This window comes from Streptomyces sp. NPDC034103, from assembly GCF_055575395.1.
Genome location: NZ_JBVISS010000008.1, coordinates 347,115 through 373,768 on the forward strand (window position 1 = coordinate 347,115; position 26,654 = coordinate 373,768).

The 26,654-nt window shown below is 71.2% G+C and carries 30 protein-coding genes; 12 read left to right on the forward strand and 18 right to left on the reverse strand.

Annotation, left to right across the window (positions count from 1 at the left end):
• Positions 1–71: 71 nt before the first annotated feature.
• On the reverse strand, positions 72–872 hold the full coding sequence (locus tag ACZ56U_RS20080; protein ID WP_469085336.1) for a hypothetical protein: 801 nt from the start codon (positions 870–872) through the stop codon (positions 72–74).
• Entirely contained in the window at positions 869–1,504 is a 636-nt protein-coding gene (locus ACZ56U_RS20085) for an ABC transporter ATP-binding protein (protein WP_469085337.1), read from the reverse strand. The genes ACZ56U_RS20080 and ACZ56U_RS20085 overlap by 4 nt, the downstream gene beginning before the upstream one ends.
• Positions 1,505–1,821: 317 nt before the next feature.
• On the opposite strand from ACZ56U_RS20085, the gene ACZ56U_RS20090 reads away from it, so the two are divergent.
• Positions 1,822–3,030, forward strand: a complete 1,209-nt coding sequence (locus ACZ56U_RS20090; RefSeq protein ID WP_469085338.1) for a flavin-containing monooxygenase — start codon at positions 1,822–1,824, stop codon at positions 3,028–3,030.
• A gap of 171 nt (positions 3,031–3,201) precedes the next feature.
• On the opposite strand, the gene ACZ56U_RS20095 is transcribed toward ACZ56U_RS20090, so the two are convergent.
• From ACZ56U_RS20095 to ACZ56U_RS20115, 5 genes are all read right to left on the reverse strand, one after another.
• Positions 3,202–3,405 carry a cold-shock protein gene (locus ACZ56U_RS20095; RefSeq protein WP_031104458.1) on the reverse strand — a complete coding sequence of 68 codons (204 nt, stop codon included), beginning with the start codon at positions 3,403–3,405 and terminating at the stop codon, positions 3,202–3,204.
• Between the two features lie 244 nt (positions 3,406–3,649).
• Positions 3,650–3,985 carry a MerR family transcriptional regulator gene (locus ACZ56U_RS20100; RefSeq protein WP_469085339.1) on the reverse strand — a complete coding sequence of 112 codons (336 nt, stop codon included), beginning with the start codon at positions 3,983–3,985 and terminating at the stop codon, positions 3,650–3,652.
• Between the two features lie 693 nt (positions 3,986–4,678).
• On the reverse strand, positions 4,679–6,169 hold the full coding sequence (locus ACZ56U_RS20105; protein WP_469085340.1) for a DEAD/DEAH box helicase: 1,491 nt from the start codon (positions 6,167–6,169) through the stop codon (positions 4,679–4,681).
• 347 nt (positions 6,170–6,516) lie between these two features.
• Positions 6,517–6,720: a cold-shock protein gene (locus ACZ56U_RS20110; RefSeq protein ID WP_469085341.1), complete on the reverse strand. Its 204-nt coding sequence runs from the start codon at positions 6,718–6,720 to the stop codon at positions 6,517–6,519.
• Positions 6,721–7,122: 402 nt separating this feature from the next.
• Positions 7,123–7,488 carry an STAS domain-containing protein gene (locus ACZ56U_RS20115; protein ID WP_469085342.1) on the reverse strand — a complete coding sequence of 122 codons (366 nt, stop codon included), beginning with the start codon at positions 7,486–7,488 and terminating at the stop codon, positions 7,123–7,125.
• A 228-nt stretch (positions 7,489–7,716) separates the two neighbouring features.
• Here ACZ56U_RS20115 and ACZ56U_RS20120 point away from each other — a divergent pair, with 228 nt between their 5' ends.
• From ACZ56U_RS20120 to ACZ56U_RS20130, 3 genes are read left to right on the forward strand one after another with little or no spacing between them, the layout of a single operon-like run.
• Positions 7,717–8,790: a Rieske 2Fe-2S domain-containing protein gene (locus ACZ56U_RS20120; RefSeq protein WP_469085343.1), complete on the forward strand. Its 1,074-nt coding sequence runs from the start codon at positions 7,717–7,719 to the stop codon at positions 8,788–8,790.
• Complete coding sequence (locus ACZ56U_RS20125; RefSeq protein WP_469085344.1) at positions 8,787–8,957, forward strand: hypothetical protein; 171 nt, start codon at positions 8,787–8,789, stop codon at positions 8,955–8,957. Before ACZ56U_RS20120 ends, ACZ56U_RS20125 begins: the two co-directional genes overlap by 4 nt.
• Positions 8,954–9,889 carry a PDR/VanB family oxidoreductase gene (locus ACZ56U_RS20130; protein WP_469085345.1) on the forward strand — a complete coding sequence of 312 codons (936 nt, stop codon included), beginning with the start codon at positions 8,954–8,956 and terminating at the stop codon, positions 9,887–9,889. The genes ACZ56U_RS20125 and ACZ56U_RS20130 overlap by 4 nt, the downstream gene beginning before the upstream one ends.
• On the opposite strand, the gene ACZ56U_RS20135 is transcribed toward ACZ56U_RS20130, so the two are convergent.
• The gene (locus ACZ56U_RS20135) at positions 9,804–10,658 is read right to left on the reverse strand and encodes an IclR family transcriptional regulator domain-containing protein (protein ID WP_469085346.1); all 855 of its coding nucleotides are present in this window, start codon (positions 10,656–10,658) and stop codon (positions 9,804–9,806) included. The two genes, ACZ56U_RS20130 and ACZ56U_RS20135, sit on opposite strands and share 86 nt — an antisense overlap.
• A gap of 189 nt (positions 10,659–10,847) precedes the next feature.
• Here ACZ56U_RS20135 and ACZ56U_RS20140 point away from each other — a divergent pair, with 189 nt between their 5' ends.
• Genes ACZ56U_RS20140 through ACZ56U_RS20155 form a run of 4 tightly spaced genes read left to right on the forward strand, consistent with a single transcriptional unit; the run spans position 10,848 to position 14,195 of the window.
• Positions 10,848–11,819 (forward strand): ABC transporter substrate-binding protein, encoded by a 972-nt coding sequence (locus ACZ56U_RS20140; protein WP_469085347.1) that lies wholly within the window; start codon positions 10,848–10,850, stop codon positions 11,817–11,819.
• Complete coding sequence (locus ACZ56U_RS20145) at positions 11,816–12,589, forward strand: ABC transporter permease (RefSeq protein WP_469085348.1); 774 nt, start codon at positions 11,816–11,818, stop codon at positions 12,587–12,589. The genes ACZ56U_RS20140 and ACZ56U_RS20145 overlap by 4 nt, the downstream gene beginning before the upstream one ends.
• Positions 12,586–13,365, forward strand: a complete 780-nt coding sequence (locus ACZ56U_RS20150) for an ABC transporter permease (protein ID WP_469085349.1) — start codon at positions 12,586–12,588, stop codon at positions 13,363–13,365. The genes ACZ56U_RS20145 and ACZ56U_RS20150 overlap by 4 nt, the downstream gene beginning before the upstream one ends.
• Before the next feature lie 20 nt (positions 13,366–13,385).
• Positions 13,386–14,195 (forward strand): ABC transporter ATP-binding protein, encoded by an 810-nt coding sequence (locus ACZ56U_RS20155; protein ID WP_469085350.1) that lies wholly within the window; start codon positions 13,386–13,388, stop codon positions 14,193–14,195.
• Positions 14,196–14,238: 43 nt separating this feature from the next.
• Here ACZ56U_RS20155 and ACZ56U_RS20160 read toward each other — a convergent pair whose 3' ends face one another.
• From ACZ56U_RS20160 to ACZ56U_RS20190, 7 genes are all read right to left on the reverse strand, one after another.
• Positions 14,239–14,928, reverse strand: coding sequence for a GntR family transcriptional regulator (locus ACZ56U_RS20160; RefSeq protein ID WP_469085351.1), 690 nt, complete (start codon positions 14,926–14,928; stop codon positions 14,239–14,241).
• 136 nt (positions 14,929–15,064) lie between these two features.
• Positions 15,065–16,066, reverse strand: coding sequence for a proline racemase family protein (locus ACZ56U_RS20165; protein ID WP_469085352.1), 1,002 nt, complete (start codon positions 16,064–16,066; stop codon positions 15,065–15,067).
• 36 nt (positions 16,067–16,102) lie between these two features.
• Positions 16,103–16,993, reverse strand: a complete 891-nt coding sequence (locus ACZ56U_RS20170) for a dihydrodipicolinate synthase family protein (RefSeq protein ID WP_469085353.1) — start codon at positions 16,991–16,993, stop codon at positions 16,103–16,105.
• Positions 16,990–18,399 (reverse strand): FAD/NAD(P)-dependent oxidoreductase, encoded by a 1,410-nt coding sequence (locus tag ACZ56U_RS20175; protein ID WP_469085354.1) that lies wholly within the window; start codon positions 18,397–18,399, stop codon positions 16,990–16,992. Before ACZ56U_RS20175 ends, ACZ56U_RS20170 begins: the two co-directional genes overlap by 4 nt.
• On the reverse strand, positions 18,392–18,694 hold the full coding sequence (locus ACZ56U_RS20180; protein ID WP_469085355.1) for a (2Fe-2S)-binding protein: 303 nt from the start codon (positions 18,692–18,694) through the stop codon (positions 18,392–18,394). The genes ACZ56U_RS20175 and ACZ56U_RS20180 overlap by 8 nt, the downstream gene beginning before the upstream one ends.
• Positions 18,691–19,881, reverse strand: coding sequence for an NAD(P)/FAD-dependent oxidoreductase (locus tag ACZ56U_RS20185; RefSeq protein ID WP_469085356.1), 1,191 nt, complete (start codon positions 19,879–19,881; stop codon positions 18,691–18,693). The genes ACZ56U_RS20180 and ACZ56U_RS20185 overlap by 4 nt, the downstream gene beginning before the upstream one ends.
• 147 nt (positions 19,882–20,028) lie before the next feature.
• Complete coding sequence (locus tag ACZ56U_RS20190; RefSeq protein ID WP_469085357.1) at positions 20,029–20,688, reverse strand: MmyB family transcriptional regulator; 660 nt, start codon at positions 20,686–20,688, stop codon at positions 20,029–20,031.
• Between the two features lie 237 nt (positions 20,689–20,925).
• Here ACZ56U_RS20190 and ACZ56U_RS20195 point away from each other — a divergent pair, with 237 nt between their 5' ends.
• Together ACZ56U_RS20195 and ACZ56U_RS20200 are read left to right on the forward strand one after the other, a co-directional pair.
• Positions 20,926–21,582, forward strand: a complete 657-nt coding sequence (locus ACZ56U_RS20195) for a helix-turn-helix domain-containing protein (protein ID WP_469085358.1) — start codon at positions 20,926–20,928, stop codon at positions 21,580–21,582.
• 33 nt (positions 21,583–21,615) lie between these two features.
• Entirely contained in the window at positions 21,616–22,146 is a 531-nt protein-coding gene (locus ACZ56U_RS20200; protein WP_469085452.1) for a toxin-antitoxin system, toxin component, read from the forward strand.
• A 58-nt stretch (positions 22,147–22,204) separates the two neighbouring features.
• Here ACZ56U_RS20200 and ACZ56U_RS20205 read toward each other — a convergent pair whose 3' ends face one another.
• Positions 22,205–23,227 (reverse strand): alpha/beta fold hydrolase, encoded by a 1,023-nt coding sequence (locus ACZ56U_RS20205; protein ID WP_469085359.1) that lies wholly within the window; start codon positions 23,225–23,227, stop codon positions 22,205–22,207.
• Positions 23,228–23,446: 219 nt separating this feature from the next.
• Between ACZ56U_RS20205 and ACZ56U_RS20210 the strand changes: the two genes are divergently transcribed.
• The gene (locus tag ACZ56U_RS20210; RefSeq protein WP_469085360.1) at positions 23,447–23,674 is read left to right on the forward strand and encodes a hypothetical protein; all 228 of its coding nucleotides are present in this window, start codon (positions 23,447–23,449) and stop codon (positions 23,672–23,674) included.
• A gap of 9 nt (positions 23,675–23,683) precedes the next feature.
• Here ACZ56U_RS20210 and ACZ56U_RS20215 read toward each other — a convergent pair whose 3' ends face one another.
• Together ACZ56U_RS20215 and ACZ56U_RS20220 are read right to left on the reverse strand one after the other, a co-directional pair.
• On the reverse strand, positions 23,684–24,358 hold the full coding sequence (locus ACZ56U_RS20215; RefSeq protein WP_469085361.1) for a 4'-phosphopantetheinyl transferase family protein: 675 nt from the start codon (positions 24,356–24,358) through the stop codon (positions 23,684–23,686).
• Positions 24,306–25,214, reverse strand: a complete 909-nt coding sequence (locus ACZ56U_RS20220) for a metallophosphoesterase family protein (RefSeq protein ID WP_469085362.1) — start codon at positions 25,212–25,214, stop codon at positions 24,306–24,308. The genes ACZ56U_RS20215 and ACZ56U_RS20220 overlap by 53 nt, the downstream gene beginning before the upstream one ends.
• A 277-nt stretch (positions 25,215–25,491) precedes the next feature.
• Here ACZ56U_RS20220 and ACZ56U_RS20225 point away from each other — a divergent pair, with 277 nt between their 5' ends.
• On the forward strand, positions 25,492–26,625 hold the full coding sequence (locus tag ACZ56U_RS20225) for an ATP-grasp domain-containing protein (RefSeq protein WP_469085363.1): 1,134 nt from the start codon (positions 25,492–25,494) through the stop codon (positions 26,623–26,625).
• Positions 26,626–26,654 lie beyond the last annotated feature (29 nt).

Below are 26,654 nucleotides of genomic sequence, written 5' to 3' on the forward strand. Positions count from 1 at the left end.
GCTGTCGTCTTTCCTTCGCATCTTCCTCCTTACCTGCCTCTGGAGCGTCACACCTGGAGAGCAGCCACCTTTCAGAGTGGACCGCGGCGAGAGTACGACCTCGTACGGCACCCCGGGGAGCGGGAAGGGCGGTGGGTGTGGAGGACCAGCAGCGCCAGGGCGCCGGTCGCCGCGGACCAGGTGAGGGAGAGCAGGCCGTGGGACCAGGGGATGCGGGGGGTGAGGGCTGAGCTCAGCGCCAGCTGGTTCACGCCGTACAGGGGAAGCGCGGACACGCCCGCCACGTCCATGAGGGTGTTGAAGACGGGATTCTGCAAACCGGTGTCGACCAGGCTGAGCATGATGATGAGGAAGAAGCCCTCCAACTCGCCGCGGACCAGAGAGCCGAGCAGAAGGCCGATGCCGCCGTAGGCGAGGCCCGCGCCCGCGAGGGCCAGCCCCAGGGGGCCTGCGTGGCGTACGGGCAGGGAGATCCACAGCAGGAGCGTGGTGTACGAGGCCAGCAGGGCGGCGGTGAGGGCGACGGCGGCGAGTTTGGCCAGCAGCATCGGCAGCCGGGGGTAGCCCGCCAGCAGCAGACGTCTGTCCATCTCCCGGGACTGAAAGGTCTCCGTGAACGTGATGAAACCGGCGACCATGGTGACGGCGCCCAGCGCGCTGGCCACCTGGCCCGCCTGGCTGGCCGGGGCGGAGACGGGGGCGCTGAGGGCGGCCAGCCAGATGCGCACGACGTGGTCGGAGGTGCACAGGCGTGCCACGGCGATCCAGACCGGGATGAACGCGACCGCCAGAAGCAGCGCCAGCCGGTTGCGCAGGTGGCCGAGCAGAGTGCAGCGCAGCAGTTCGGTGAACGCCGTCCAGGAGAGCCTCAACGGTCGGTCTCCTCGAAGTGCAGGCGCCCTTGGCGCAGTTGTGCGATGGCATCGAAGTGGTGCAGGTCGTGCAGCAGGTGGGACACCACGATGATCGACCGGCCCTGATCACGCAGATCGGCGGCCAGGGTCCAGAACCGCTGATGGGTGTCCCAGTCGAAGCCCTGGTAGGGCTCGTCCAGGACCAGCAACTGCGGGTCGTGCATGAGGGCGAGCAGCAGGTTCAGCTTCTGTCGCGTTCCGCCGCTGAGTTCGCCGACCTGCAGTCGTCGGCAGCCGGTCAGTGCCAGCGACTCCATCAGCTCGTCGGCGCGCGCCGAAGTCGGCAGCCGGTAGGCCATCTGGAACAACCGCAGATGCTGTCCGACGGTGAACGCGTCGTTCAGTACGGCGCGTTGCGGGCAGTACCCCACGGCCCCGGTTCGTGTCACGGTTCCACGGTCAGGTGCGAGGTGCCCTACGGCGATCCGCAGCAGAGTGCTCTTGCCCGCCCCGTTCTCGCCGACGATCCCTACCAGCGTCCCGGCGGGCACGGCAAGGTCGACGTCGCGCAGGACCTGCTTGCTGCCGTACGCCTTGCAGACTCCGCTGATCCGCAGCCGTGGCGGGTGGGTCGTCGTTACCGCCTGCACATGAGCCTCTCAGAAGTCGGACAGGTGGAGCGGGTCGCCCCCGAGGACCCGTCGGCCGCAGGTGGCGGGGCCGCAGGGCTCATGTCGCCTGGCCCGTCCGGCTCTTGGCCTCTCGGCCGCGCCGGGCTCGAACGGTCCGGTCCTGGGCGGCCGGTCCCCGTCGCGAGGTGGCGCGCTACTGCCCGGTGTCAACGAGTCCGCGCCGCCGGTGTAACGGCAGCCACCCGCTGCCCCGTTGAACGGACGGCGCAGCCACTCATAAGGCCCGCCTGCACGTTGAGCGTGACGTGAGCGCCGGTCCGCCGTTGTAGGAGGCGATGCTCCCGACACCACAGCGAGACTTCAGCGCTCCCACGATCGTGATCGGAGCCGGCCCTCACGGTCTGGCGGTCGCCGCGCTGCTGCGCCGCGCCGGGGTGCCGACCGTGATCCTGGAACGGTCGGACCGAGTGGGCGCGAGCTGGGTGCAGCGCTATGCCCATCTACGCCTGCACACCACCCCCGGCTCCTCGAAGCTCCCCGGCCTGTCGGTGCCACGCCAGGCGGGCCCGTGGGTGAGCCGGGACGAGTATGTGCGATACCTGGAGCGTTACGTCGCCCGCCACCGGCTCGACGTCCGGCTGAGCACCCCGGTGCAGCGCGTTGAACGGGCCGGGCCCGGTTCGGGAGCACAGTGGCTGGTCCACACCCCCGGCGGTCCGGTGACCACCGGTGCGGTCGTGGTGGCCACGGGCCGCTGCCGTACCCCCAACCTGCCTCAGTGGCCGGGGCGTTCGACCTTCACCGGCACGCTGCTGCACTCGGCGCGGTACCGCTCTCCGGCCCCCTACCGCGGGCAGGGCGTCCTGGTGGTCGGCGCCGGTAACAGCGGTACCGAGATCGCCGGCGTCCTGGCCGGGGCCGGAGCCGAACGGGTATGGATCGCCGTCCGTACCCCGCCCAACATCCTGCCCCGCTCCAGCGCCCGATGGCATGCGGTCGGCCGGCTGACGGAAGCCCTCCCGCTCGCATGGCGGGACCGAACCTCCCTGCTCATGCAGCGTCTCGCGGTCCCCGACCTGACCTCACGGGGACTGCCGCGGCCTCGCACGGGCCTGTACACCCGCAATGCCCGCGAAGGGGTCAACCCGGTGCTCGACCACGGCTTCGTGGACGCCGTCCGGTCCGGGCGGGTCGAACCGGTCGCGGCCGTCCGGGCGTTCGACGGCCCCGAGGTGATCCTGGTCGACGGCGCCCGCCTGCGACCCGACACCGTCATCGCGGCCACCGGCTACCGGCCCGACCTGCATGACCTGGTCGGCTCCCTGGGCGTACTCGACGAGGACGGACAACCCCTCGCCGTAGGGGCACAGACCCATCCCGAAGCCGCGCGCCTGTACTTCGCCGGATACACCAATCCCCTCACAGGGGTCCTTCGGCAGGCAGGCGTCGAGGCGCGGGCCATCGCCCACGCGCTCCGCCGTGAGAAGGCGCGGGCGCCCCTTCCCAGCCCCAGGGCCGGCGACCACACAGCCGGGACACGATAAGAGGGCACGCTCCGAGCTGACGGAGCCACGGTGCCCAGGGTCGGCCATCGCGGCTGCGGAGGCCGCGAACTCGGTATCGCCTGGCGGGTCTGGCCGGCGGCTGGAGAAACCGCACGAGCGGCGGCCGGACGGCCGCCGCTCGTGCGCGATCTTTCGGGCAGACCTGCGAGGTCAGGCCACGTTGATGTTCTCGGCCTGCGGACCCTTCTGGCCCTGGGTGACGTCGAACGTCACGGCCTGGCCCTCCTGGAGCTCACGAAAGCCGGTGGAGTTGATCGCGGAGTAGTGCGCGAAGACATCCGGGCCGCCGCCGTCCTGGGCGATGAAGCCGAAGCCCTTTTCCGCGTTGAACCACTTCACAGTTCCCGTAGCCATGTCTCATGCCTTCCAGTCGATGAACGCCTCCCACTCGATGCGGGAGACGGAGGTGGTCGCCCTGGTCCCTGCGGCACTGCACAGCAAAACGCCCACGCCAAAGGCGTGGGCAAGAGGGAATTCCGAACCACGACAGCTGACGCAGACGCTACACGCCCGCATGCCGTGTCACCAGAGAAAATGATCACACCGCGCGCCGATACCGCGTGTGCGGTGCCCGCCGACGCTGACGGGCACGCTCATCTCAGGCTGCCGTGGGGTTCACCCTTTCGGCGGCACGGCGGTATTCGGCGTTGAGGCGCTGGGCTTCCGCGAGCTGGTCCTCGAGGATGACGATCCGGCAGGCGGCCTCGATGGGGGTGCCCTGGTCGACGAGTTCCCGGGCGCGGGCGGCGATGCGCAGCTGGTAGCGGGAGTAGCGGCGGTGTCCACCTGCGGAGCGGAGTGGGGTGATGAGGCGGGCGTCACCGATGGCGCGGAGGAAGCCCTGGGTGGTGCCGAGCAGTTCGGCGGCTCGGCCCATGGTGTAGGCGGGGTAGTCGTCGTCATCGAGACGGCCGAATGTGTCGTCTGCTGTCATCGCACCTCTCTGCGGAACGCGTGGAGGGGCCCTGACGCCGTACTGCCGCCAGGGCCCCGAAGGAACTACTACACCATCTGCCGGCCCTGATACTGCGCCGGCCCTGTGTTTCCGCGGACCCGACCGAGTTGCCGTCGGGGGCGCGGGGATCGCGGTTGCTTGACCGGAGACCACCTCACTATCGATGTCCTGCGGTACCCGGGTCCAAGATTTCCGCCCGGGCGATCCTGATGGTGTTCGGCTCCTCCGTTCTCCCTCTTGATCAACTACTCACTGACTTCACTGCGGGGTACTGCGAACCTCACTTGCCTGGTACTGCTCATGGCGGCCCCTGATCACTGCGGGCCACCCGGTCCGGTCGTCAGTCCCGTCGCCGTCCTGCAACTGCCCTGGCTTCGGAACTCCACCACCGCACCGTCCTGCGCACTGCAACTGCGTACTACTGCCCGGCAGTTCATCTCTGCCGGGCCTTGCTCGATCTCGACTACGAGAGAAACCATAACCACATCGCCAACGAATGTCTACTGTGGCTGGCATAGATTTCCGCGTACTCAAAGATGAGGTAGTCCGCCTCGGCCGGCAGCCCGCGCGGTCCACGGATGGTTCAAGCAGTGTGGGCCCGACCGGCGTACCGGTCGGGCCCACACTATGGATCGGGTTTCGGGTCGCGTCCGCTTACCCGGTCAGACGGTTCTAGGCCACCGAGCCGAAGCCGGACTGGCGTGCGGAGGTGCGCCTGGCCGCCGAGGCGGGGCGGCGACGGCCTCGGGACGTGGCGCTGCGCTTGGGGCGTTCGACCACCGGTGCGGTGATGACGACGGGGATGCCGGACGGGGCCTGGGCGCCGGTGATCCGGCTCAGGGCCTCGTCGCCCGAGCGGACCTGGGTGGTCTGCGGCTGGATCCCGGCGTCCGACATCAGACGGACCATGCCTCGGCGCTGGTTCGGCGTGACCAGGGTGACGACGCTGCCGGACTCGCCGGCGCGGGCGGTGCGGCCGCCGCGGTGGAGGTAGTCCTTGTGGTCGGTCGGCGGGTCGACGTTGACGACCAGGTCGAGGTTGTCGACGTGGATGCCGCGCGCGGCGACGTTGGTCGCCACCAGCACGGTGACGTGCCCCGTCTTGAACTGCGCCAGCGTGCGGGTGCGCTGCGGCTGCGACTTGCCGCCGTGCAGCGCGGCGGCCCGCACCCCGCTGTTGAGCAGGTCCTGGGTCAGCCTGTCGACGGCGTGCTTGGTGTCCAGGAACATGATCACGCGGCCGTCGCGGGCGGCGATCTCGGTCGTGGCGGCGTGCTTGTCGGCGCCGTGGACGTGCAGGACGTGATGCTCCATCGTCGTGACCGCACCGGCCGACGGGTCGACGGAGTGCACGACGGGGTCGGTCAGGTAGCGGCGTACCAGCAGGTCGACGTTGCGGTCCAGGGTGGCGGAGAACAACATCCGCTGCCCTTCCGGGCGCACCTGGTCGAGCAGCGCGGTGACCTGGGGCATGAAGCCCATGTCGGCCATCTGGTCGGCCTCGTCCAGCACGGTGATGCCCACGTGGTTCAGCCGGCATTCGCCGCGGTCGATGAGGTCCTTGAGCCGGCCCGGCGTCGCGACGACGACCTCGGCGCCACCGCGCAGCGCACTGGCCTGCCGGCCGATGGACATGCCGCCCACCACCGTGGCCAGCCGCAACCGCACGGAGCGGGCGTACGGGGTCAGCGCGTCGGTCACCTGCTGTGCCAGCTCGCGCGTGGGGACGAGGATCAGTCCCAGCGGCTGGCGGGGCTCGGCGCGCTGTCCGGCGGTGCGGGCGAGCAGGGCGAGGCCGAAGGCCAGGGTCTTGCCGGACCCGGTGCGGCCGCGGCCCAGAACGTCACGGCCCGCCAGGGAGTTCGGCAGCGTCGCGCCCTGGATCGGGAACGGCGCGGTCACACCCTGCCTGCCGAGTTCGGCCAGCAGCTGCTCGGGCATGTCGAGATCGGCGAAGGCCTCGACCGCCGGCAGCGCGGGGGTGATCGTCTTGGGCAGCGCGAACTCACCCTGCACGGCGGCGGGCCGACGGCCGTAACCGCCGGAGCGGACGGGCGCGCCGGTACGACGCGGTGCCTGCGAGCGGTAGCCGCCGCCCCTACCGGCGTCGGCACGGCCGTCACGGGTGCGGGCGGAGCGGTCGTTCGTGTACGTGCGGTTCATGCGGAACCTTCCTCGATGTGGCACATACCAAGGAATTCTGGCCGCGATGAATGGCGTGGAGAATTACAAGTATGGACCGTTGGAAAAAAGAAAGCAGATCTGGCCGGGAACACATATCCGTGGGCACAGGTGCTGAATTTGGTGACGCGGTGAAGATCTCGCGATCCGGGCGCCGGCTGCGGTGCAGCACTTCAGGATGCCTTGGCGTCCTGAAGGAGGAACCGCTTGCGGAGGTACCGCAGATTCCTTCGGGGCGCCCCGCGGGTGAAAACCGCCGCGGAATACGCGTGCAGCTGGGGCCCGCACCCCGAAGGATGCGGGCCCCAGCTACGGATTGCGCGTGAGCGTCAGGCCGGAACGATGTTCTCGGCCGTCGGGCCCTTCTGGCCCTGGGCGATGTCGAAGGCCACCTTCTGGCCTTCGAGCAGCTCACGGAAGCCCTGCGCGGAAATGTTCGAGTAGTGGGCGAACACGTCGGCGCCGCCACCGTCCTGCTCGATGAAGCCGAAGCCCTTTTCCGCGTTGAACCACTTCACGGTACCAGTAGCCATGTCATATCTCCTTCGGGGCAGTGCGTCGGCGTCCACACCTTGCGGACGCCGTGTCGCTGCGATGATTACCCCGCCCGGAAATGACCGGAAATACAAAAGTGCTCCCGACCGACAGAAGCCGGTGGGGGCACTTGAAGTTTTGGGAACCACAACTGCAACTGAGATAGACAGTAGCACGCCCCAGCCGCCTGTGTGCGTTGGGAAATCGCCCTCTGCTCTTCGTCCCAAAAACTCCCGCCGCATGACCACCCAAAACCTGATCCCTCGGGAACAGATATTGATTCCCCCGGAGATGACGTCTCGGGAAGAGCGGCCAATCGGCACGCCGCCCGGCGACGTTACCGGAGGTGTCAGAACGTCGCCTGCGGAGGGCGGAGACGCGGTGGCCGGGAACGGCGCGAGTCAGGCGGTCAGGGCCTGTTCGACGGTGGGATGGCAGCCGATGACCTCGTCCAGGCCGACGATCTCCAGGAGCCGTAGCACCGATTCCTGGGCGGCGGCGATGCGCACCCACCCCTGGCCGTCACTCGCGGCCTGATGGGCGGCGACGAAGAAGTTGATGCCGCTGGAGTCCATGAAGGTCACACCGCTGAGGTCCGCCACGGTTCGCGGGGGCGCCGATCCGTCGTGGGCCAGGAGGACCTCGCTGAGCATGTCCTTGACGGTGTGGTCGATCTCGCCGCGCAGGGTGACCACCCGGACGCCGTCGACGCTGGTGCGGTCGATCGACAGCTGGCCGGGCCGGGCTGCTCCGTGGGTGTCTGTCACCGTTTCCTCGACTGTGCTCGCTGTGGGGACTCAAGGCCCCGGCGTGATCTGCACCGGCAGCCTGCGTCGATGGTACGGCGAACAAGTGTGCGGGCCGTTACGCGCATCTCCCTCACCCCTCTGACCAGGAGATTCGCATCGTCCCTTCCGTGAGACGGAAGCGGTATTGCGCCTCCCCGACGCGCTTCCCGACGATGGCGCCATCACAGAGAGACGGGAGCCAGCCCCATGCCTCACATGACCGCTTTCGCCAGGAACCAGTGGTACGTCGCCGCGTACAGCCACGAGGTGGGGCGCGAGGAGTTGCTCGGCCGGACCATCCTCGATGAGCCGCTCGTCTTCTACCGGACCGAGGAGGAGAATACGCCGGTCGCGCTGGCCGACCGGTGTGTGCACCGCAGGTTCCCGCTGCACGAGAAGCCGAGCCGGCTGGACGGCGACCGGATCGTGTGCGGGTACCACGGGTTCACCTACGACACGACCGGCACCTGTGTGTACGTGCCGGGGCAGAAACGCGTGCCGCGCACGGCGCGCGTCGCCTCGTACCCGGTCGTCGAGCAGGACTCCCTGATCTGGGTGTGGATCGGCGACCCCGCCCTCGCCGACGCCGGCACCATCCCGCGGGCCAGGCACCTGGACTCCCCCGGCTGGGTCACCGTGCGCGGCATGGAACCCATCGACGCCGACTACGGGCTGCTCGTCGACAACCTGCTCGACCTCTCGCACGAGACCTATCTGCACGGCGGCTACATCGGCACCCCGGAGGTCGCCGAGACGCCGATCACCACCGAGGTCGACGAGGGCGCGGGGATCGTGCGGGTGAGCCGGCACATGGACGACGCCGAGTGCCCGCCGTTCTACGCCAAATCCACCGGGATCACCGGCCGGATCACCCGCTGGCAGGACATCGAGTACCACGCGCCGTGCCTGTACCTGCTGCACAGCCGCGTCGCCCCGGTCGGGGTGGTGCCCGAGGCGGACGGCAGCGACCCGAACGGCTTCCACACCGAGGTCACGTACGCCATCACCCCTTCCTCGGACGGCAAGGTGTACGACTTCTGGATGGTCTCGCGGGACTGGGCGACCGGAAACGACGAGGTCACCGAGTTCCTGCGGAAGAACAACCACACCGTCGTCATGCAGGACGTCGACGCGCTCAACCTGCTCCAGAAGACGCTCGGTACCGAGCGGACGGGGTACCAGGAGCTGAGCATCAACATCGACACCGGCGGACTGGCCGCCCGCCGCATCCTCACCCGGCTGGTCGAGGAGGGCGCGAAGCCCGTGGAGAAGGTCCGGTGACCGGCCGGACGGGAGAGATCTACCGCATCGACTGGCTGCCGGGCACGGACGTGCTGCACGGCACCTGTCATTGCGGCCGCGAACACACCTCGCAGGATCCGGTCGAGATGTGGGAGTGGATGCTGGCCCATCCGCAGGGACACGAACCACGAGGAAGCAGTTCATGACGGTCTACGAAGCCGAACTCGTCGTCGAGCGGCGGGAGTCCGCGGCCGAGGGGGTGCTCGCCCTCACCCTGCGCCACCCGCTGGGCGAGCGGCTGCCCGCGTGGGAGCCGGGCGCCCATGTCGACGTCGTGCTCGGCCCCGGCCTGGAGCGGCAGTACTCGCTGTGCGGCGACCCGGCCGACCGGGACACCTGGCGGATCGCGGTGCTGCGGGAGCCGGCCGGGCGGGGTGGATCCGCCCATGTGCACGAGCAGTTGGGGCAGGGTGACAAGGTCCGGGTGCGCGGGCCGCGCAACCACTTCGCGCTCAGGCCCGCGCCCCGCTACCGGTTCATCGCCGGCGGTATCGGCATCACACCGATCCTGCCGATGCTGGCCGAGGCGGAGGCCCGGGGCGCGCAGTGGACCCTGCTGTACGGCGGCCGCACCCGCGACTCCATGGCGTTCACGCGGGAGTTGAGCGGCTACGGCGAGCGCGTCACGGTCGCGCCCCAGGACGAGACGGGGCTGCTGGACCTGGCGTCGGTGCTCGACGACGTCCCCGAGGGCACGCTCGTGTACTGCTGCGGGCCCGCCGCGCTGCTGGACGCGGTCCAGGCGCGCTGCCCGGCGGAGCTGCTGCACCTGGAACGGTTCACGCCCAAGGACCAGGCGTCCGGTGAGAACACCGAGTTCGAGGTCGAGTTGGCGCGCAGCGGCCGTACGGTGACGGTCCCGCCCGAGGTGACCGTGCTGGACGCGGTGCGCGCCGCCGGTGTCGAGGTGTTGTTCTCCTGCACCGAGGGCACCTGCGGGACCTGCGAGACCGATGTCCTGGACGGCGATCCGGACCACCGGGACTCGGTCCTCACGGACGAGGAGCGGGAGGCCGGGGAGACGATGATGATCTGTGTGTCCCGGTGCCGGGGGCGGCGGCTCGTCCTCGACCTGTAGCCATCCGCAGGTCCGTCTCGATCCCCGCGACGGTGTCCAGCAGAGGGGGCAGCAGGTCGCGGCGGAGCGACGCCAGGGTGTCGCGGCTGGCGTGCACCGGGATGTTCACCGCCGCGACCACCTCGCCGCCCCGGTCCCGCACCGGGGCGGCGATCGAGCGCAGTCCCTCCTCCAACTCCTGGTCGACGATGGCGTATCCGCGCGCCCGCACCCTCTCCAGCTCGGCCCGGAGCAGGTCCGCGGAGACGATCGTGCGCGGGGTCAGCGGCCGCAGTTCGGTGCGGGCCAGCCTCGACTCCCGTTCCTCGCGGGGCAGATGGGCGAGGATCACGCGGCCCACGGAGGTGACGTGGGCCGGGAAGCGGGTGCCGACGGTGATCGCGGCGGCCATGATGCGGCGGGCGGGCACCCGGGCGACGTACACGATGTCGTCGCCGTCGAGCACGCACAGGGACGACGATTCCCTGGTCCGGTCGACCAGTTGCTCCAGATGCGGCTCGGCGATCTGCGCCAGCGAGAAGCCCGCGAGGTAGGCGTAGCCGAGCTCCAGTACGCGTGGGGTGAGCCGGAACGTGCGGCCGTCGGCGTGCACGTATCCGAGGTCGGCGAGGGTCAGCAGAAAGCGGCGGGTCGCCGCGCGGGTCAGTCCGCAGGTGCGCGCGACCTCACTGAGCGTCAGTTCCGGGTGTTCCGCGTCGAATGCGCGGATCACGGCGAGACCCCGCTCGAAGGAGCGGACGAAGTGCGGGGCGCGGGCTGGTGCAGGCATCGTCGCCTCCACAGGGACGCGTGACGTGCGTCGCGGCGTCGGGCCGGACACACATCCCGACAATTGTCAACAATACTGTCAGCAAAAGCCATTGACCGCGGCGGGCAAAGACTCTACCTTTCGCGCTGTGCACCACTGTGCGCTATGCGCACACCCTGTCGGAACCATGAAGTCTGTGCAGGAGGAGCCATGCGTCGTGTGCTCGCCGTCTTAGCGGCCGGAGCATTCCTGGTCACCGTGTCCGCCTGTGGCTCGTCCGGGGACGATTCGGGGTCGGACAAGGCGTCGTCGCCCGGCGGCACCACCAAGGTGAAGGTCGGCGTCATCCCGATCGTCGATGTCGCCCCGCTCTATCTGGGGCAGGAGAAGGGCTTCTTCAAGAAGCGGGGCCTGGAACTGGAGATATCGCTCGCGCAAGGCGGAGCGGCGATCGTGCCCGCCGTGGCCAGCGGGCAGTACCAGTTCGGCTTCTCCAACTCCACGTCACTGATGATCGCCCAGTCCCACAACGTGCCGGTGAAGGTCGTCTCCAACGGCATCGCCTCAACAGGCGTCCAGGGCAAGGACTTCGGGGCGCTCACCGTGAAGGGCGACAGCTCGATCAAGACGGCCGACCAGCTCGAGGGCAAGAAGGTCGCCATCAACACCCTCAAGAACATCAACGAGACCGCGGTGCGCGCGTCGGTGCGCAAGGCGGGCGGCGACCCGGACAAGGTGAAGTTCGTGGAGCTCGCCTTCGACCAGATGCCGGCCGCCCTCGACGGTGGTGACATCGACGCGGCCATGGTGGTCGAGCCGGCGCTGGCCACCGTCAAGAGCCAGGGCGGCCGTGAGATCGCCTCGCCGCTGGTGGACGTCGCCCCGAACCTGACGGTGGCGATGTACTTCACCTCCACCTCGTACGAGCAGCGGAACGCGGCCCTCGTGACGAAGTTCAAGGACGCCCTCGCCGAGTCCCTCTCCTACGCGGACGCCCACCCCGACGAGGCCCGGCAGATCGTCACCTCCTACACGAAGATCCCGGCGGCGGTGCTGGCGAAGGTCACCCTGCCGGCCTGGCCCGCCGACCCGAACCGCGCCTCGCTCGACGCGCTGGAGAAGCTCGGTCAGGACGACGGCCTCTTCCAGACGGCCCCCGACCTGGACAAGCTGCTGCCGTGAGGGGACTGAACCTCGCGCTCGGCGCAGCCGGGCTCGCGACCTTCCTCGCCCTGGGCGAGGCGGTGCCGCGGCTCGGCCTCGTCGAGGAGGACTACTTCCCGCCCACGAGCCGCATCGCCGACGCCCTCGGCACCGAGCTCTCCGACGACACCTTCTGGACCGCGCTCGGCGACACCCTCACCGGCTGGGCGCTGGGCCTGGCGATCGCGTCCTGCGCCGGGATCGTGCTCGGCGTCCTCATCGCGGTCGTGCCGTACCTGCGCGACGTCACGGCCTCCACCATCGAGTTCCTGCGCCCCATCCCCTCGGTCGCGCTGATCCCGCTGGCGGTGCTGCTGTACGGCACCGAGCTGAGGTCGGTGCTCCTGCTCGTGGTGTACGCGTCGTTCTGGCAGGTGCTCATCCAGGTCCTGTACGGCGTCCGGGACGTCGACCCGGTCGCCGAGGAGACGGCGCGGTCGTACGGTCTGGGCACCTGGGCGCGGGTGCGGCACGTGCTGTGGCCGACCGCGCTGCCGTACGTCATGACCGGTGTCCGGCTCGCCGCGGCGGTCGCGCTGATCCTCGCCATCACCGCCGAACTCGTCATCGGCGCGCCGGGGTTGGGGGCGCGTATCGCCGTCGCCCAGAACTCCCAGGCGGTGCCGGAGATGTACGCGCTGATCGTGGTGACCGGTGTGCTGGGGCTGCTCGTCAACGTGGGCGCGCGTACCGTGGAGCGGCGGGCCCTGGCGTGGCACCAGTCGGTGCGCGGGGAGGTGGCGGTGTGAGGGGCGTGCTGCTGCGGGTCTTCTTCGTGCTCGCCCTGCCGCTGCTGCTGACGGCGGCCTGGTGGTTCGCCTCCGACGGCAGCACGAACGTGTTCTGGCCACCGCTGCGGACCATTTTCGAGACCTTCCCGGACGTGTGGACGGGCGAGCGGCTCAGGAACGACGTCCTGCCCAGTCTGCTGCGCCTCACGGCCGGTTACGCCGTCGCCGCGGTCGTGGGGGTCGCGCTCGGCACGGTCATCGGCTCCTACCGGCGGGTGCGGGCGGTGTGCGAGCCGGTCCTGGAGTTCCTGCGGGCGGTGCCGCCGCCGGTGCTGGTTCCGGTCATCATGCTGTTCGCCGGCATCGGCGACACCATGAAGATCCTCGTGATCGCCAGCGGCTGCGTCTGGCCGATCCTGCTCAACACCGTCGAGGGCGTGCGCGCGGTGGACTCCGTGATGGCGGAGACGGCCCGCTCGTACGGCATCACGGGCCTCGCACGGCTGAGGGAGGTCGTGCTGCGCTCGGCGAGCCCGCAGATCTTCGCCGGCCTGCGCCAGGCCCTGTCGATCGGCATCATCCTCATGGTCATCAGCGAGATGTTCGCCGCCAGCGACGGAATCGGCTTCACCATCGTGCAGTTCCAACGCAGCTTCGCCGTCCCCGACATGTGGACCGGCATCCTCGTCCTCGGCCTGCTCGGCTTCCTGCTCTCCGTCGTCTTCCAGCTGGTCGAGCGGCGGGTGCTCGGCTGGTACCACGGTCTGCGGGCCCAGACCCGGCGGTCCCCGTGACGCTCACGAAAGGGCGGTCCATGCTCGACGTACGCGGTCTGAACAAGGTCTACGAGGGGTCCGGGCGCCGCGTGGAGGCGGTGCGCGACCTCACCTTCACCGTCGAGGCGGGCGAACTCGTCTGCCTGGTCGGCCCGTCGGGCTGCGGCAAGACGACCCTGCTGAAGTGCGTGGGCGGGCTGCTCACGCCGACGGGCGGCGACGTCCTGCTGGCGGGGAAGAAGGTGAGCGGTCCGCCGCCCGGGATGGCCTTCGTCTTCCAGGAGTACGGCCGCAGCCTGTTCCCCTGGAAGCGCGTCGGCGAGAACGTCGAACTCCCGCTCAGGCAGAAGGACCTGTCCAGGCAGCGGCGCCGGGAGCTGGTCGCCGACGCGCTGGGGTCGGTGGGGCTCGCGGACGCGGCCGGGGCGTACCCCTGGCAACTGTCCGGCGGTATGCAGCAGCGGGTGGCGATCGCCCGGGCGCTGGCGTACGAGCCCGAAGTGCTGCTCATGGACGAGCCGTTCGCGGCGGTGGACGCCCAGACCCGCGCCGATCTCGAGGACCTGGTACGGCGGCTGTGGCGGGAGCGCGGCATCACGATCCTCTTCGTCACCCACGACATCGACGAGGCGGTGTACCTCGGCCAACGGGTGATCGTGCTGTCGGCCTCCCCCACCGTCGTCCAGGAACAGCTCAAGGTCGATCTCCCTGACGAGCGCGACCAGTTGCACACGCGGGTGGCGCCGCGCTTCGCCGAACTGCGGACCCATGTGTACGAGCAGATCCAGGCGGCGAAGCGCGGGACACCTCAGGAGGTGCTCAAGGCCGATACACCTCCGCCCCGTTGAACCGGACCGCGGGGCGCACCCCGGGGTCGGCACCGAGGTCCGCCTACTGGGCCGCCCACAGACCCCGCACATGGCCTATGTGACGGGTCATCACCTCGCGGACCGCGTCCTCGTCCCGGGCGGTGAGCGCGTCCAGGAGCTCCAGGTGCTCCTCGGCGGAGGCCAGCAGGCGGCCCGACTCCAGCAGGGCGGTGAGGCCGTACAGGCGGGAGCGTCCTCGCAGGTCGCCGACGACCTCGACGAGGTGGTCGTTGCCGGCGAGGGCGAGCAGGCCGAGGTGGAAGCGGGTGTCGGCCTCGACATGGGCGACGAGGTCACCGCGGGCCGCCGCCTGCACGATCTCCCGGGCCGCCGGGCGCAGCGCCTCCAGGGAAGCGGGTCCGGCGGTCCTGGCCAGGTCCACCACCGTCGGGATCTCCACCAGGGCACGGATGTGGGTGTACTCGTCGAGCTGCTTCTCGGAGACCGCGGTGACCCGGAAGCCCTTGTTGGGAACGGTGTCGACCAGCCCCTCCTTGGCCAGGTCCAGCATGGCCTCGCGGACCGGGGTCGCCGAGACGCCGAAGCGGGCGGCGAGCGTCGGCGCGGAGTACACCTCGCCGGGCAGCAGCTCACCGGCGATCAGCGCGGCCCGCAGGGACTCGGCGACCCGCTCCCGGTAGCTGCGCTTCTGGCCGCCGAGGCTGGGAAGGGCCGGGGCGGCGGCGGGCGAGCTGGTGCGGGCGGCGGGCATGGGCTCTCCTACGGGTGCTATGTCACGCGCTATCGACCCATTATCGGGCCGCGCGTCCGGGGCCGGACACCGGGCGATGCCGGGTCCCGTTCCATGCCGGCCCTGTCCCTCGCACCGCCCTGTCCGCCACCCCGCCCTACAGGACGAATCCCGCCGGGAACGGGTCGGTCGGGTCGAGCAGGTACTGGGCGGTGCCGGTGATCCACGCCCGGCCGGTGAAGCTGGGCAGGACGGCGGGGATGCCGGCGACCTCGGTGGTGTCGAGCAGCCGTCCGGTGAACCGGGTGCCGATGAAGGACTCGTTCACGAACTCGGTGTGCAGGGGGAGTTCGCCGCGCGCGTGCAGCTGGGCCATGCGCGCGCTGGTGCCGGTGCCGCAGGGTGAGCGGTCGAACCAGCCGGGGTGGATGGCCATCGCGTGCCGGGAGTGGCGGGCGGTGGCGCCGGACGCGAGGAGGTGGACGTGGTGACAGCCGCGGATCGACGGGTCCTCGGGGTGGACGGGCTCCTCCTCCGCGTTGATCGCCTCCATGAGCGAGAGACCGGCCTGGAGGATGTCGTCCTTGCGGGAGCGGTCGAAGGGCAGGCCGAACTCCTCCAGCGGCAGGATGGCGTAGAAGTTGCCGCCGTATGCCAGGTCATATGTCACCGTGCGCCCGTCGGCGAGTGTGATCTTGCGGTCGAGGCCCACGGAGAAGGACGGCACGTTCTTGAGGGTGACCTCTTTCGCGGCGCCGTCCTCGACCGCGACCTCGGCGACCACGAGACCCGCCGGGGTGTCGAGTCGGATGGTGGTGACCGGTTCGACGACCTCGACCATGCCGGTCTCCACCAGCACGGTGGCCACCCCGATGGTGCCGTGGCCGCACATCGGCAGATAGCCGGAGACCTCGATGTAGATGACGCCCCAGTCGCAGTCCGGGCGGGTGGGCGGCTGGAGGACGGCGCCGCTCATCGCCGCGTGCCCGCGCGGTTCGTTCATCAGCAGCTGCTTGATGTCGTCTCGGTGCTGGCGGAAGTGCAGCCGCCGCTCGTTCATGGTCGCGCCGGGGATCGTGCCGATACCGCCGGTGATCACCCGCGTGGGCATGCCCTCGGTGTGCGAGTCGACGGCGTGCAGGACGAGTTTGCTGCGCATGACGCTCCTTCTGCTCGGGACGGGAGGGACGCCGCTTCAGGCGAGTCCGGCGGCGACGGCCCGCTCGGTGGCCGCCCGGACCGCGGCCTCCTGCGCGGGCAGCAGCGGGACGCGCGGCGGGCGTACGGGGCCGCCGTACCGGCCGACGATGTCCATCGACAGTTTGATGGCCTGCACGAACTCGACCTGGGAGTCCCAGCGCAGCAGCGGGTGCAGCTGCTCGTACAGCTTCCTCGCCGTGCCGAGGTCGCCCGCGACCGCCGCCCGGTAGAGCTCCACGCTCGCCCTGGGCAGCGCGTTCGGGTAGCCGGCCACCCAGCCCTTGGCGCCGGCGATCGCCAGCTCCAGCAGGACGTCGTCAGCGCCGATCAACAGGTCCAGTTCCGGGGCGAGTTCGGCGATCCGGTAGGCGCGGCGGACATCACCGGAGAACTCCTTGACCGCGTGGATGTGCCCTTCGGCGTGCAGTTCGGCCAGCAGTTCGGGGACGAGGTCGACCTTGGTGTCGATGGGGTTGTTGTACGCCACGACCGGGAGCCCGGCCCGCGCCACCTCGGCGTAGTGGGCGAGCACGGACCGCTCGTCGGCGCGGTAGGCGTTGGGCGGCAGCAGCATCACGGAGGCACAGCCCGCTTCCCCGGCCTGCTCGGCCCAGCGGCGGGCCTCGGTGGAGCCGTAGGCGGCCACGCCGGGCATCACGCGCCCGCCGCCAATGGCGGCCACCGCCGTCTCGACGACCCTGGCCCGCTCCCTGGGGGTGAGGACCTGGTACTCGCCGAGGGACCCGTTCGGCACGACGCCGTCGCAGCCGTTCTCGACCAGCCAGGCGCAATGCTCGGCGTAGCGGTCGTAGTCGACGCTCAGGTCGTCGTTGAGCGGGAGGGCGGTGGCGACGAGGACGCCGCGCCAGGGGCGGTGGCCGGTCATGAGGGCTCTCTCTCGTTCGGGGGCGTGTCGAGTTCTCGGGCGAGGACGCCGAGCGGTACGGGGCGGGCGAACGGCCGCCGGGAGGGGGTGAGTTCGCACCCGGCGAGGCCCGCGACCGCGGGTGCGCACACCCGGCCCTGGCACCAGCCCATCCCGGCCCGCGTCAGCAGCTTCACGGTCCGTACGTCACCGGCGCCGAGCTCGTGCACCGCCTCGCGGACCGTCCCGGCGGCGACCTCCTCGCACCGGCACACGACGGTGTCGTCGGTGACCTGCTCGGTCCAGTGGACGGGCGGCGCGCAGACCGCGTCGAGCGCGGCGAAGAACGCGCGCAGCCGGGTACGGGACCTCGCGGCGGCGGCCCACTCGCGCGGGTCGGGTGCGGTGCCGTGCAGGCGGGCCGCGATCGACCGTCCCGCGATGTGCCCCTCGGCGAGGGAGAGCGCCGAGCCGCCGATACCGGTGGTCTCGCCCGCGGCCCAGACGCCGGTCACGTCGGTGCGCTGCTCGTCGTCGACGTGCACGGCCATGCCGGTCAGGCGGCAGCCCAGCGCCTCGGCGAGGTCGGTGTGCGGGAGCATGCCGTGGCCGACGGCCAGCGTGTCACAGGCGATACGGCGTTCCGTGCCGGCCCTGACCCGTCCGCCGGCGTCGAGGGCGGCGACGGTGACCGCCTCCAGGCGCTCGGCGCCGTGCGCCTGGACGACGGTGTGCCGGGCGAGGGTGCGCACCCCGTGCTGGAGCAACTGGGCGGCGTACCAGGCCCCTTCGGCGACCTTGTCGGGCTGGGCGGCCAGTGCGCGGGAGTGCCGTACGCAGGTCTTCGGGTCGGCGGCCTCGACCAGTGCGGCGACCCGCACTCCGGCCGCGGCGAGGCCGGTCGCGACGGGGAGGAGCAGGGGGCCGGTGCCGGCGACGACGGCGGTGCGTCCGGACACCGCGAGGGACCCCTTGAGCATGGCCTGGGCGCCACCCGCGGTGATGACCCCGGGGAGGGTCCAGCCGGGGAAGGGCAGCACCTTCTCGTAGCCTCCGGTGGCGAGGAGGACGGCGTCGGCGCGTACCTCGACGGGTTCCTCCCCGGCGCCGCGCAGCGCGTGCACGGCGAAGTCGCCGTCCAGCCGTTCCGCGAACCAGACTTGATGCTCCGTCAAGTGCCGTACCGCGCCCGCCTCGACACAGGCGTGCAGTCCGTCGCGGAGCCGCTTCCAGGTGCGCCACTGGTGGTGGAGGGCGTGTGGGCGGCGGGCGTTGAGGCCGGTGGCGGGTTGGCGGTAGAACTGTCCGCCGGCCCCCGGGGCCGCGTCGAGCAGCATGACCCGTACGCCTCGGGAGGCGGCGGCGATCGTGGCGGCGAGGCCCGCGGGACCGGCGCCGACGACGGCGAGGCTGGGTCGTTCACTCATCGTGGCCCGTCCCCTCCTGCGTACGGATGGCGTCGCCGGGGTTCAGGGGGGCGAGGCAAGCCCGCTGGTTGGGGCGGTCGTTGACGGTCACCAGGCAGTCGAAGCAGACGCCGATGCCGCAGAAGACCCCGCGCGGGCGGCCCTCGCCGCGGGTGGCGCGCCAGGAGATGACGCCGGCCGACCAGAGCGCGGCGGCGACGGTCTGGCCGGGCAGGGCCTCGATCTCCCGGCCGTCGAGGGTGACCGTGAACGCCGGGCCGGGCCGGGCGTCGGCGAGGTCGAGAGGGGATCTCACACGGACTCCTCGTCAGGGCCGCCCCCGGGCACAGGGGCGGCGCCGGGGTCGGGGAAACGGTCGGGGCGGAACGGCGCCAGGTCCAGCTCGGGTGTCTTCCCGGACAGTGCCTGGGCGATCAGGTGCCCGGTGCCGGTGGCGAGTCCGATGCCCGCCCCCTCGTGGCCGCAAGCGTGATGCAGGCCCGGGACGCGGGGGTCGGGGCCGATCGCGGGCAGATGGTCGGGCAGGTACGGCCGGAAGCCGACGTAGGCGCGCAGGGCCCGGACGTCCGCGAGGAACGGGAACAGCCGCGTCGCGCCGGCCGCCAGTGCCCGGAGCACGGGCAGCGAGAACGACCGGTCGAAGCCGACGCGTTCCCGGCTCGCGCCGATCAACACGGGCCCCGCCGCGGTGCCTTCCACGACGGGTGAGGTCTGGAGCGCGGCCGAGTCGCTGGCCACGTCGGCCACGTAGTCGGCGGCGTACACCTTGTGCCGCACCCGGCGCGGCAGGGGCTCGGTGACCAGGACGAAGCCGCGCCGCGGGAGGACGGGGAGGTGTGTTCCCGCGAGCGCGGCCAGTTCGGCGCCCCAGGTGCCGGCCGCGTTGACGACCGCCGGGGCGTGGAGGTCGCCGCGGTCGGTGCGCACGCCGCGCACCGCGCCGGTGGGGGTGCGCAGGACGTCGGTCACGCGCCGGCCGGTCAACAGGCGGGCGCCGGCGGCCCGCAGGAGGTGGGCGGCGGCCAGGGCGGGCATGACCTGGCAGTCCTGCGGATACAGCACACCGCCGGGCAGGCCGGGAGCGAGGTGCGGTTCGAGGTCGTACAGCCGCTCCCCCACGACGGTTTCGGCGGCGACCCCGGCGGCGCGCTGTCCGTGCGCGAACCGTTCCAGGGCGTCGAGCCCGTCCGGCGTCGAGGCGACCACCACGCCGCCCTTGGCCTCGTACTCGACGGTCTCCCCGAACTCCTCGGCGAGGTCCGCCCACAGGCGCGCCGACAGCAGGGCGAGGTCCAGTTCGGGGCCGGGTTCCTTGTCGGAGACCAGCAGGTTTCCCTCGCCCGCTCCGGTGGTGCCGCCGGCCACCGGGCCGCGGTCCACCACGATCACGTCGAGACCCGCCCGGGCCGCGTACAGGGCGCACGCCGCGCCCACCATTCCGGCTCCGACGACCACGACGTCGCAGGTCGGTCGCTCGCTCACCTCAGTACCATGTCACATGTCGCACCTTCTGGGAATGGTGCGTCCCGCGTGCGGCGCCGAGCGCACCAGCGGGAAGTGGCGTCGGCGCGTGCGCACACGGCGCGCGGGCTTGTGGACAGGAGTGACCGGGTGCGAGGCACCCGCCGTTCACTCGGCCGCGGCGACCACCCTGAGGTGAGCGGCGGAACGGCGGGCGGCACGGGACCTGGACGACGTGCGGCGGGTCTCGCGGAGCACCAGGGTCAGCCGCGTGTAGCCCAGCTCCTTCAACGTCGCCGGTGTCTCGTCGACCACACGGCAGTCGGTGGCGCCCCAGCGCGGGTCTGGGTGCAGGACCGGACGGACCGCCCCGTCGAGGGCGAAGGCCCGCTCGCCGACCGCGCGGATCCAGTGCGGCAGCCCGTGCCGGTAGGCGGCCTCCATGATGGGGTCCTGGGCGATGTCCCGGCGGATCGCCTGGAGTCCGTGGTCGTGGCCGTGGCGCTCGACGGCCGCCGCGAAGTGCGCGAGCATCGGTAGGCACCAACTCGACTCGTGCTCACCGAGGACCATGCCCGCGTCCGGGTGGAACAGGACGAACCTGAGGAAGTTGTCGTCGGGCATGGCGGTGGGATGCGGGCCCACCTCGCGGAAAAGTGTCGCGAAACCGGTGTTCGACAACACGACGTCCCATCGGTGGTCGAGGACGACCGAGGGAAAGGGAACCGCTTCCAGAAGGGTGGTGTAGTCCTCCAGATACGCCCGGGCCTCAAGACTGTCGGGGGCGGGCCGCGGCTTCGGCCGCTGCCCTCCTGCCTGTTGTGCCATCGGGAGGTCACCCCTCTTGCCTATGCGGCCTTCACGCGGCGCCCTGATCCTGCTGCCCGCACACAAGGCGTGTCAACTATCGTGGCATTTCGTGCCTGTTGACGGCTGAAATTGGCCACAGTTGTGGCGAGACCTGGTCGTGAGTTCGAACAAGGGGCTACTCTCCCCGGAGTTCACGGCAACCGCTTGTGATGATGTGCTTGTGAGAAGCCAGTGAGAGACGTAGGAGATCTGTCGGTGACGGAGGGCTTCGCGAGTCCCGCCGCCGCGGTGCCGGCCGCGCTGTCGGCCGTCGTCGCCCGGGTCACCGTACTCGCCGACCGGCTCGGCGTGCCGCACGCGGAGGTCTTCCGCACCGGCCGCCTGTCCGCGGCCTCCGGCGTCCCCGAGCCCGTGGTCAAGGCGCTGCTGAGCGGCCGTCCCGCGGGCGAGCCCGACGTCCAGGCCCGTTTCCTGCAACGCCTGGACCTGCTGCGCCGCACCCGGCTCAAGCCCAACGGCCGCAAGTACACCCAGCAGGAGATCGCCGACGGCGCCGGGATGTCCCGGCAGCAGGCGGGTGCCCTCATCAACGGCGACCGGCGTCCCACCATGGAGCACTGCGACGCCATCCAGCGCTTCTTCCGGGTGCACGCCGGGTTCCTGACGGCCGAGGACCCCGAGGCGCTCGCCGGTGCGTTGCAGCGCACCGAACAGGAGTTGCTGCAGAAACTGGCCGACCGCGAGAAGGAGGCGACCGCGGCGGCCGGTGACCCGCTGGAGCGGCTGCTGCAGGACCACGGCGTCCGCGGGATCGCCTGGCGGGCCGCGCAGTTGCCCACCGACCAGCACCGCGACAAGGTCGCCGAATGGTTGGACATGCTCCTGGAGAGCGTCAAACGGCCCGAGTCGTGAGCCGAGGGGACAACTGTGGGCATCGGTAGGGACATGCGCCGCCTGTGCGGCGAGCTGGTGGCGGAGCTGAACCTCACCGCCCCGGCCCGCCCGACGGACCTGTACAGCGCGCTGTGCGGCACGATGAGCCGCCGCCGCGGTCGCCCGGTCCACTTCCGTACGGCCGCCTTCCCGCCCGGCACGGCGAGCGGGCTGTGGCTCGACATGGCCGACCAGGATCTCGTGGTCGTGGAGGAACGCACCGCGCCCGGGCACCAGTTGGTGATCCTCGGCCACGAGCTGTGGCACATGCAGGCCGGTCACTGCAGCCATCACGTCGAGGGTGCCGCGGTGGCGGCCCGTCTGCTCAGTGACGACGCCGACCTGCGGGCCGCCGTCCTGAAGGTCGCCGCCCGCACCCGCTTCGACGAGGCCGAGGAGAAGGAGGCCGAGCGCTTCGGCCTCCTTCTGGCCAGCAGGTGCACCACCTGGCTGGACGGTTCCCCGGTGCGCGGCCCCGTGCGGCGCGACCGCCTCGCCGGCCGCATCGAGACGTCGCTGGGATACCTCGGCCCGCAGAACTGAGCGGTGACGCAGCGCCGTTCACGTCGCGCCGCGTTCGCCCGCCTCGCGCGAGCGCCGTTCACGTCGCGCTGCGTTCGCTCGCCTCGCGCAGGTCGCTGTCCGTGACGCGGCCGGGCGGCGGGCCCGGCCGTCCCTCGCGCAGCAGGTCGCGCCAGTGCTCACGGCTCCAGTCCGCCGGAGCCGTACCCGCCGTGAACTCCTCGACCAGCGAGGCGAACCGCCCGGGATCGGCGTGGAACGGAAAGTGCCCCGCCCCCTCGAAGATCTCCAGCCGGCTGCCCGGCATGGCCGCGTGCGCCGCGAACGCGTGCCGTACCGGCACCACGCTGTCGCGGTCGCCCCAGAGCAGCATCGTCGGCATGCCCTCGGTCAGATAGCAGCGGTCGAGCATGGTCACCACCTGGCCGCGCCAGTCGACCACGGCGCGCAGGGTGCGGATGAAGGCGTCGCGCGAGGTCTCGTCCGGCAGCGCGTCCACGAGGTGGAGCAGTTCGGGCGCGTCCTGCCCGAGGTCGGTGCCGAGGAGCTTCATCAGCCGTGCGGCGAGCCCCACGTGCAGCCGCATCCCGGGCAGCCGCAAGGTCGAGAGCATCAGGTGGGCGCCGGGCAGCGACACCAGGCGCAGCACCGGATTCACCTCCCGGCCCACGCCGCCCGCGCTGACCAGGATGAGCCGTTCGGTGCGCTCGGGGAACTGGTAGGCGAACTGCATGGCCACCCCGCCGCCCAGCGAGTGCCCGACGAGCGTGGCCGACTCGATGCCGAGCGTGGTCAGCAGATCGCGCACCCCGTTGGCGTACGCGGCCACCGAGTAGTCGGCGCGCGGTTTGTCCGAGTCCCCGTGGCCGAGCAGGTCGGGGGCGATGACGGTGTGGGTGCGGGCGAGGTCGGGGATGAGCCGGGCCCAGGTGGCGGAGGAGTCACCGATGCCGTGCACGAGGACCAGCGCGGGACCCTCGCCGGCCATCCGGAAGGCACGGCGGTATCCGTGCACGACCCGGTACCGCACCGTGAGTTCACCGTCGCCGACCGGGCGCAGCCCTACGGTGCGCGCCGGGCGCCGGTGCGGGACGTCGACCACGCGCGCCTCCCCGTTCGCCGGCCGCCGGGCGGCGGCCGAAAGCCCTTCACCCCAGCGTAGAACGCCTTTTCCCGCGGTGATTTCGGTGAGGTTTCACCTCCGCTAAGCGGGCGAACCGGGGCGCCGCCGCGCCTCATTGTCAGTGGTGGGCGGCAAGCTGGACGGTGCACCCCTGGTACGGGTGCGTGACCGTTGAGCCGACTTGGGGAGAGCCGACCGATGCCCACCGCCGTGATGACCGACCGCGAGCGCACCGCCGTCCAGGCCTATCTGCGGCTTCTGCACACCGTGCGCGCCGCCTTCGACGGTTCGCCCGACCCGGGGCGACCACCCGTGGTGCCGCCCGCCGTGCTCGCGGAGGCGGAGCAGGCGCTGGCCGACGCGGGGCTCGTGGGCAACGAGGAGGAGTTCTTCCGGCTGTTGAAGGGCTGGTTCCCGCAGCCGTGAGCGCCCGGCTCAGCTGTGCGGCACCACGACGGCCGTCGCGACCAGCCCGCGCCGGACGGTCCAGCGCCCCTCGAAGCGACCGAGCCGCCGGCCGCCCACCGTCGGTCCGGGGACGAGGAGTTCGGCACTCAGGCCGCCGCTGAACCCGTCACCGGGGCCGACGCGGAACTCGATGTCGGCCTCGGTGAAGTCCAGCCACTTCCCGGTGAGCGGGTACCACGCCTTGTAGACGGACTCCTTGGCGCTGAACAGCAGCCGGTCCCAGTGGATCCGGGGCCGCACCTCGGCCAGTCGGCGCAGCCGTTCCACCTCGGCGGGCACGGAGGTGGTGGCGAGGACCCCGTCGGGGAGCGGCTTGTGGGGCTCGGCGTCGATGCCGAGGGCGGCCAGATCGGCGGCGCGGACCAGGGCGGCGGCGCGGTAGCCGTCGCAGTGGGTCATGCTGCCGGTCAGACCGGCGGGCCAGCGGGGGGCGCCGCCGACGCCGGGGACGAGGGGCTGCGGCGGGACGCCGAGCTTGTCCATGGCCCGGCGGGCGCAGGCACGTACCGTGGTGAACTCGCGTCGGCGCCGGTCCACCGCCCGCGCCACGACCGCCGCCTCCTCGGGGTAGAGCGGCGCGGCATCCTCGTCACCGTACGTCTCCACGGCCACCACCGTGTCCGGCAGCAGCTCCTCGATCACGAGGCCCGACCTCCTTGGGCAGTATGCGGCGCAGCCGTCCCGGCGGGTCGGAGCGGGTGCGCCACTCGCGGGGGTATCCGACCGACACCTCTTCGAAGCGGACACCGTCCTGCCAGGTGGTCCGCGGGATGTGCAGATGACCGTAGACCATGGTGTCGACGCGGAACCTGCGGTGCCAGTCCGCGGTGAGCTCCGTGCCGCACCACATGGCGAACTCGGGGTGCCAGAGCACCTCGGTCGGGTGCCGGTGCAGGGGATAGTGGTTGACGGGGATGGTGGGCAGGTCCTCGGGCAGTTCGGCGAGCCTGCGCGCGGTCGCCTCCACCCGGGCCCGGCACCAGGCCTCGCGGGTGGGGTAGGGGTCGGGGTGCAGCAGGTGCTCGTCGTTGCAGACGATGCCGGTGCCGTGCGCGTACGCCAGTCCCTCGTCCTTGGTGGCGCAGCCGGCGGGCAGGTAGGAGTAGTCGTAGAGCAGGAACAGCGGGGCGACGACGGCGGGGCCGCCGGGGCCCTCCCAGACGGGGTAGGGGTCCTCGGGGGTGACGACGCCGAGTTCGCGGCAGAGCGCGACCAGGTGCTCGTAGCGCTCGACGCCGCGCAGGGTGACCTCGTCGCTCGGGTGGGTCCACAGTTCGTGGTTGCCGGGGACCCAGACGACCTTGCGGAACCGGGCGGCGAGGGTCTGGAGGGTCCAGCGGATCGCGGAGACGGTCTCGGCGACGTCACCGGCGACGAGCAGCCAGTCCTCGTCCGTCTCCGGTCGCATGCGCTCGACGAGGGCGCGGTTCTCCGGGTAGCCGACGTGCAGATCGCTGATGGCCAGGAGCTGTCCGGCACCACCGGCCCTCGACGTCACCACTGGCCTCCTCCGAGCACGCGAATGGGACCACGACAGCACATTCGCGGCGCGCGGACAAGCGGGCCCTGCGGCTCTCGGCCTTGCGCCGGAGACAGTTCATGATCGAACAATCCGTAACCCGTGCGTTGCACTCGGGGGCTCGGGAAGCCGTATGATCGCCCCAACACCAACGCCTTGAACCTGCCTCAGCGCGGGACGTTTTGGTGTCCCTCCACACACCCTGGCCGGGCTCGGCCTGCTGCGCCGTGCCCGCAGACCCCGAAAGGCGGCTTGCATGATCTCTCGCGTACGCGTCTGGCTCAACCGCACGTACGCGGAGAACGTGTTCTTCATGGATCAGCTCCGCCGAAATCCCAGTGACCGGGCGGTCGAGATCCATGCGACGCACGGTGATCCGGACTCCCCCGTGCTGGCCGCCGCCGACACCGCCGAACTGGAGCCGGAGGGTCTGTCCCCGGCCGCCTACGTCGAGTACGCCCTCGACCAGTGCGTCCGGCGCGGCATCGACGTGTTCGTGCCCCGGCTGCACCAGGCGGCGGTCGTGGCGCACCGCGCGGAGTTCGAGGCGGCCGGTACGGCGCTGCTGGCGCCGCCGCCGGAGGCGGTGGCCGTCTTCCACGACAAGGTGATCGCCTACGAGGCCGTGCAGGCGATCGGGGTGCCCGTACCGCCCTGGTACCGGGTGCGCACCGCCGAGGAACTCGTCGTCGCGGTCGAGGAGTTGGAGGCGGGCGGCCACAAGGCGTGCTTCAAGCCGGCGTCTGGCGCGGGCGGGGTGGGCTTCCGGGTGATCACGCGCACCCCCTTCTCGCTCGCTCACCTCAACGGGTTCCCCGGCCCCCAGGTGCCGCTGGACCTCGTCGTGGACGCCCTGACGCAGTCCGACGAGCCGGTCGACTGGCTGGTCATGCCGCGCCTGGAGCAGCCGGAGGTGTCGGTGGACTGCCTGACCGGCCCCGACAACCGGATCCGGCTGGCGGTGGGCCGCACCAAGAACGGCCGTCGCCGCGGCTTCACGCTGCACGAGCAGTGGCTGGAGCCCGCGCGGCGGATCGCGGAGGGGTTCGGGCTGCACTACCTGTCCAACATCCAGTTCCGCATGTTCGGTGACACCCCGGTGCTGATGGACGTCAACACGCGACCCGCGGGCGGCTTGCACCAGCTGTCGCTGTGCGGGGTCAACGCGCCGTGGGCCGCGGTGCAGTTGGCGTTGGGCGAGGACCCCGGGGAGATGACCCCGCCGTTCCTGGGCCAGGACTACACGGTGGTCTCGGGGCTGCGACAGCTGCGCCCGGTGTCCCTTCCCCAGCAGCGGGCCGAGGTCCCGGAGCCGCTGCCCGCGGTGCCCGCGCCGGCCACCGCCGGGACCGTCGTCGTCGAGCCCGCGGGGCAGGCGCTGCCGCTCTAGACGACCACCGGTATGGACCAATCCCGCGC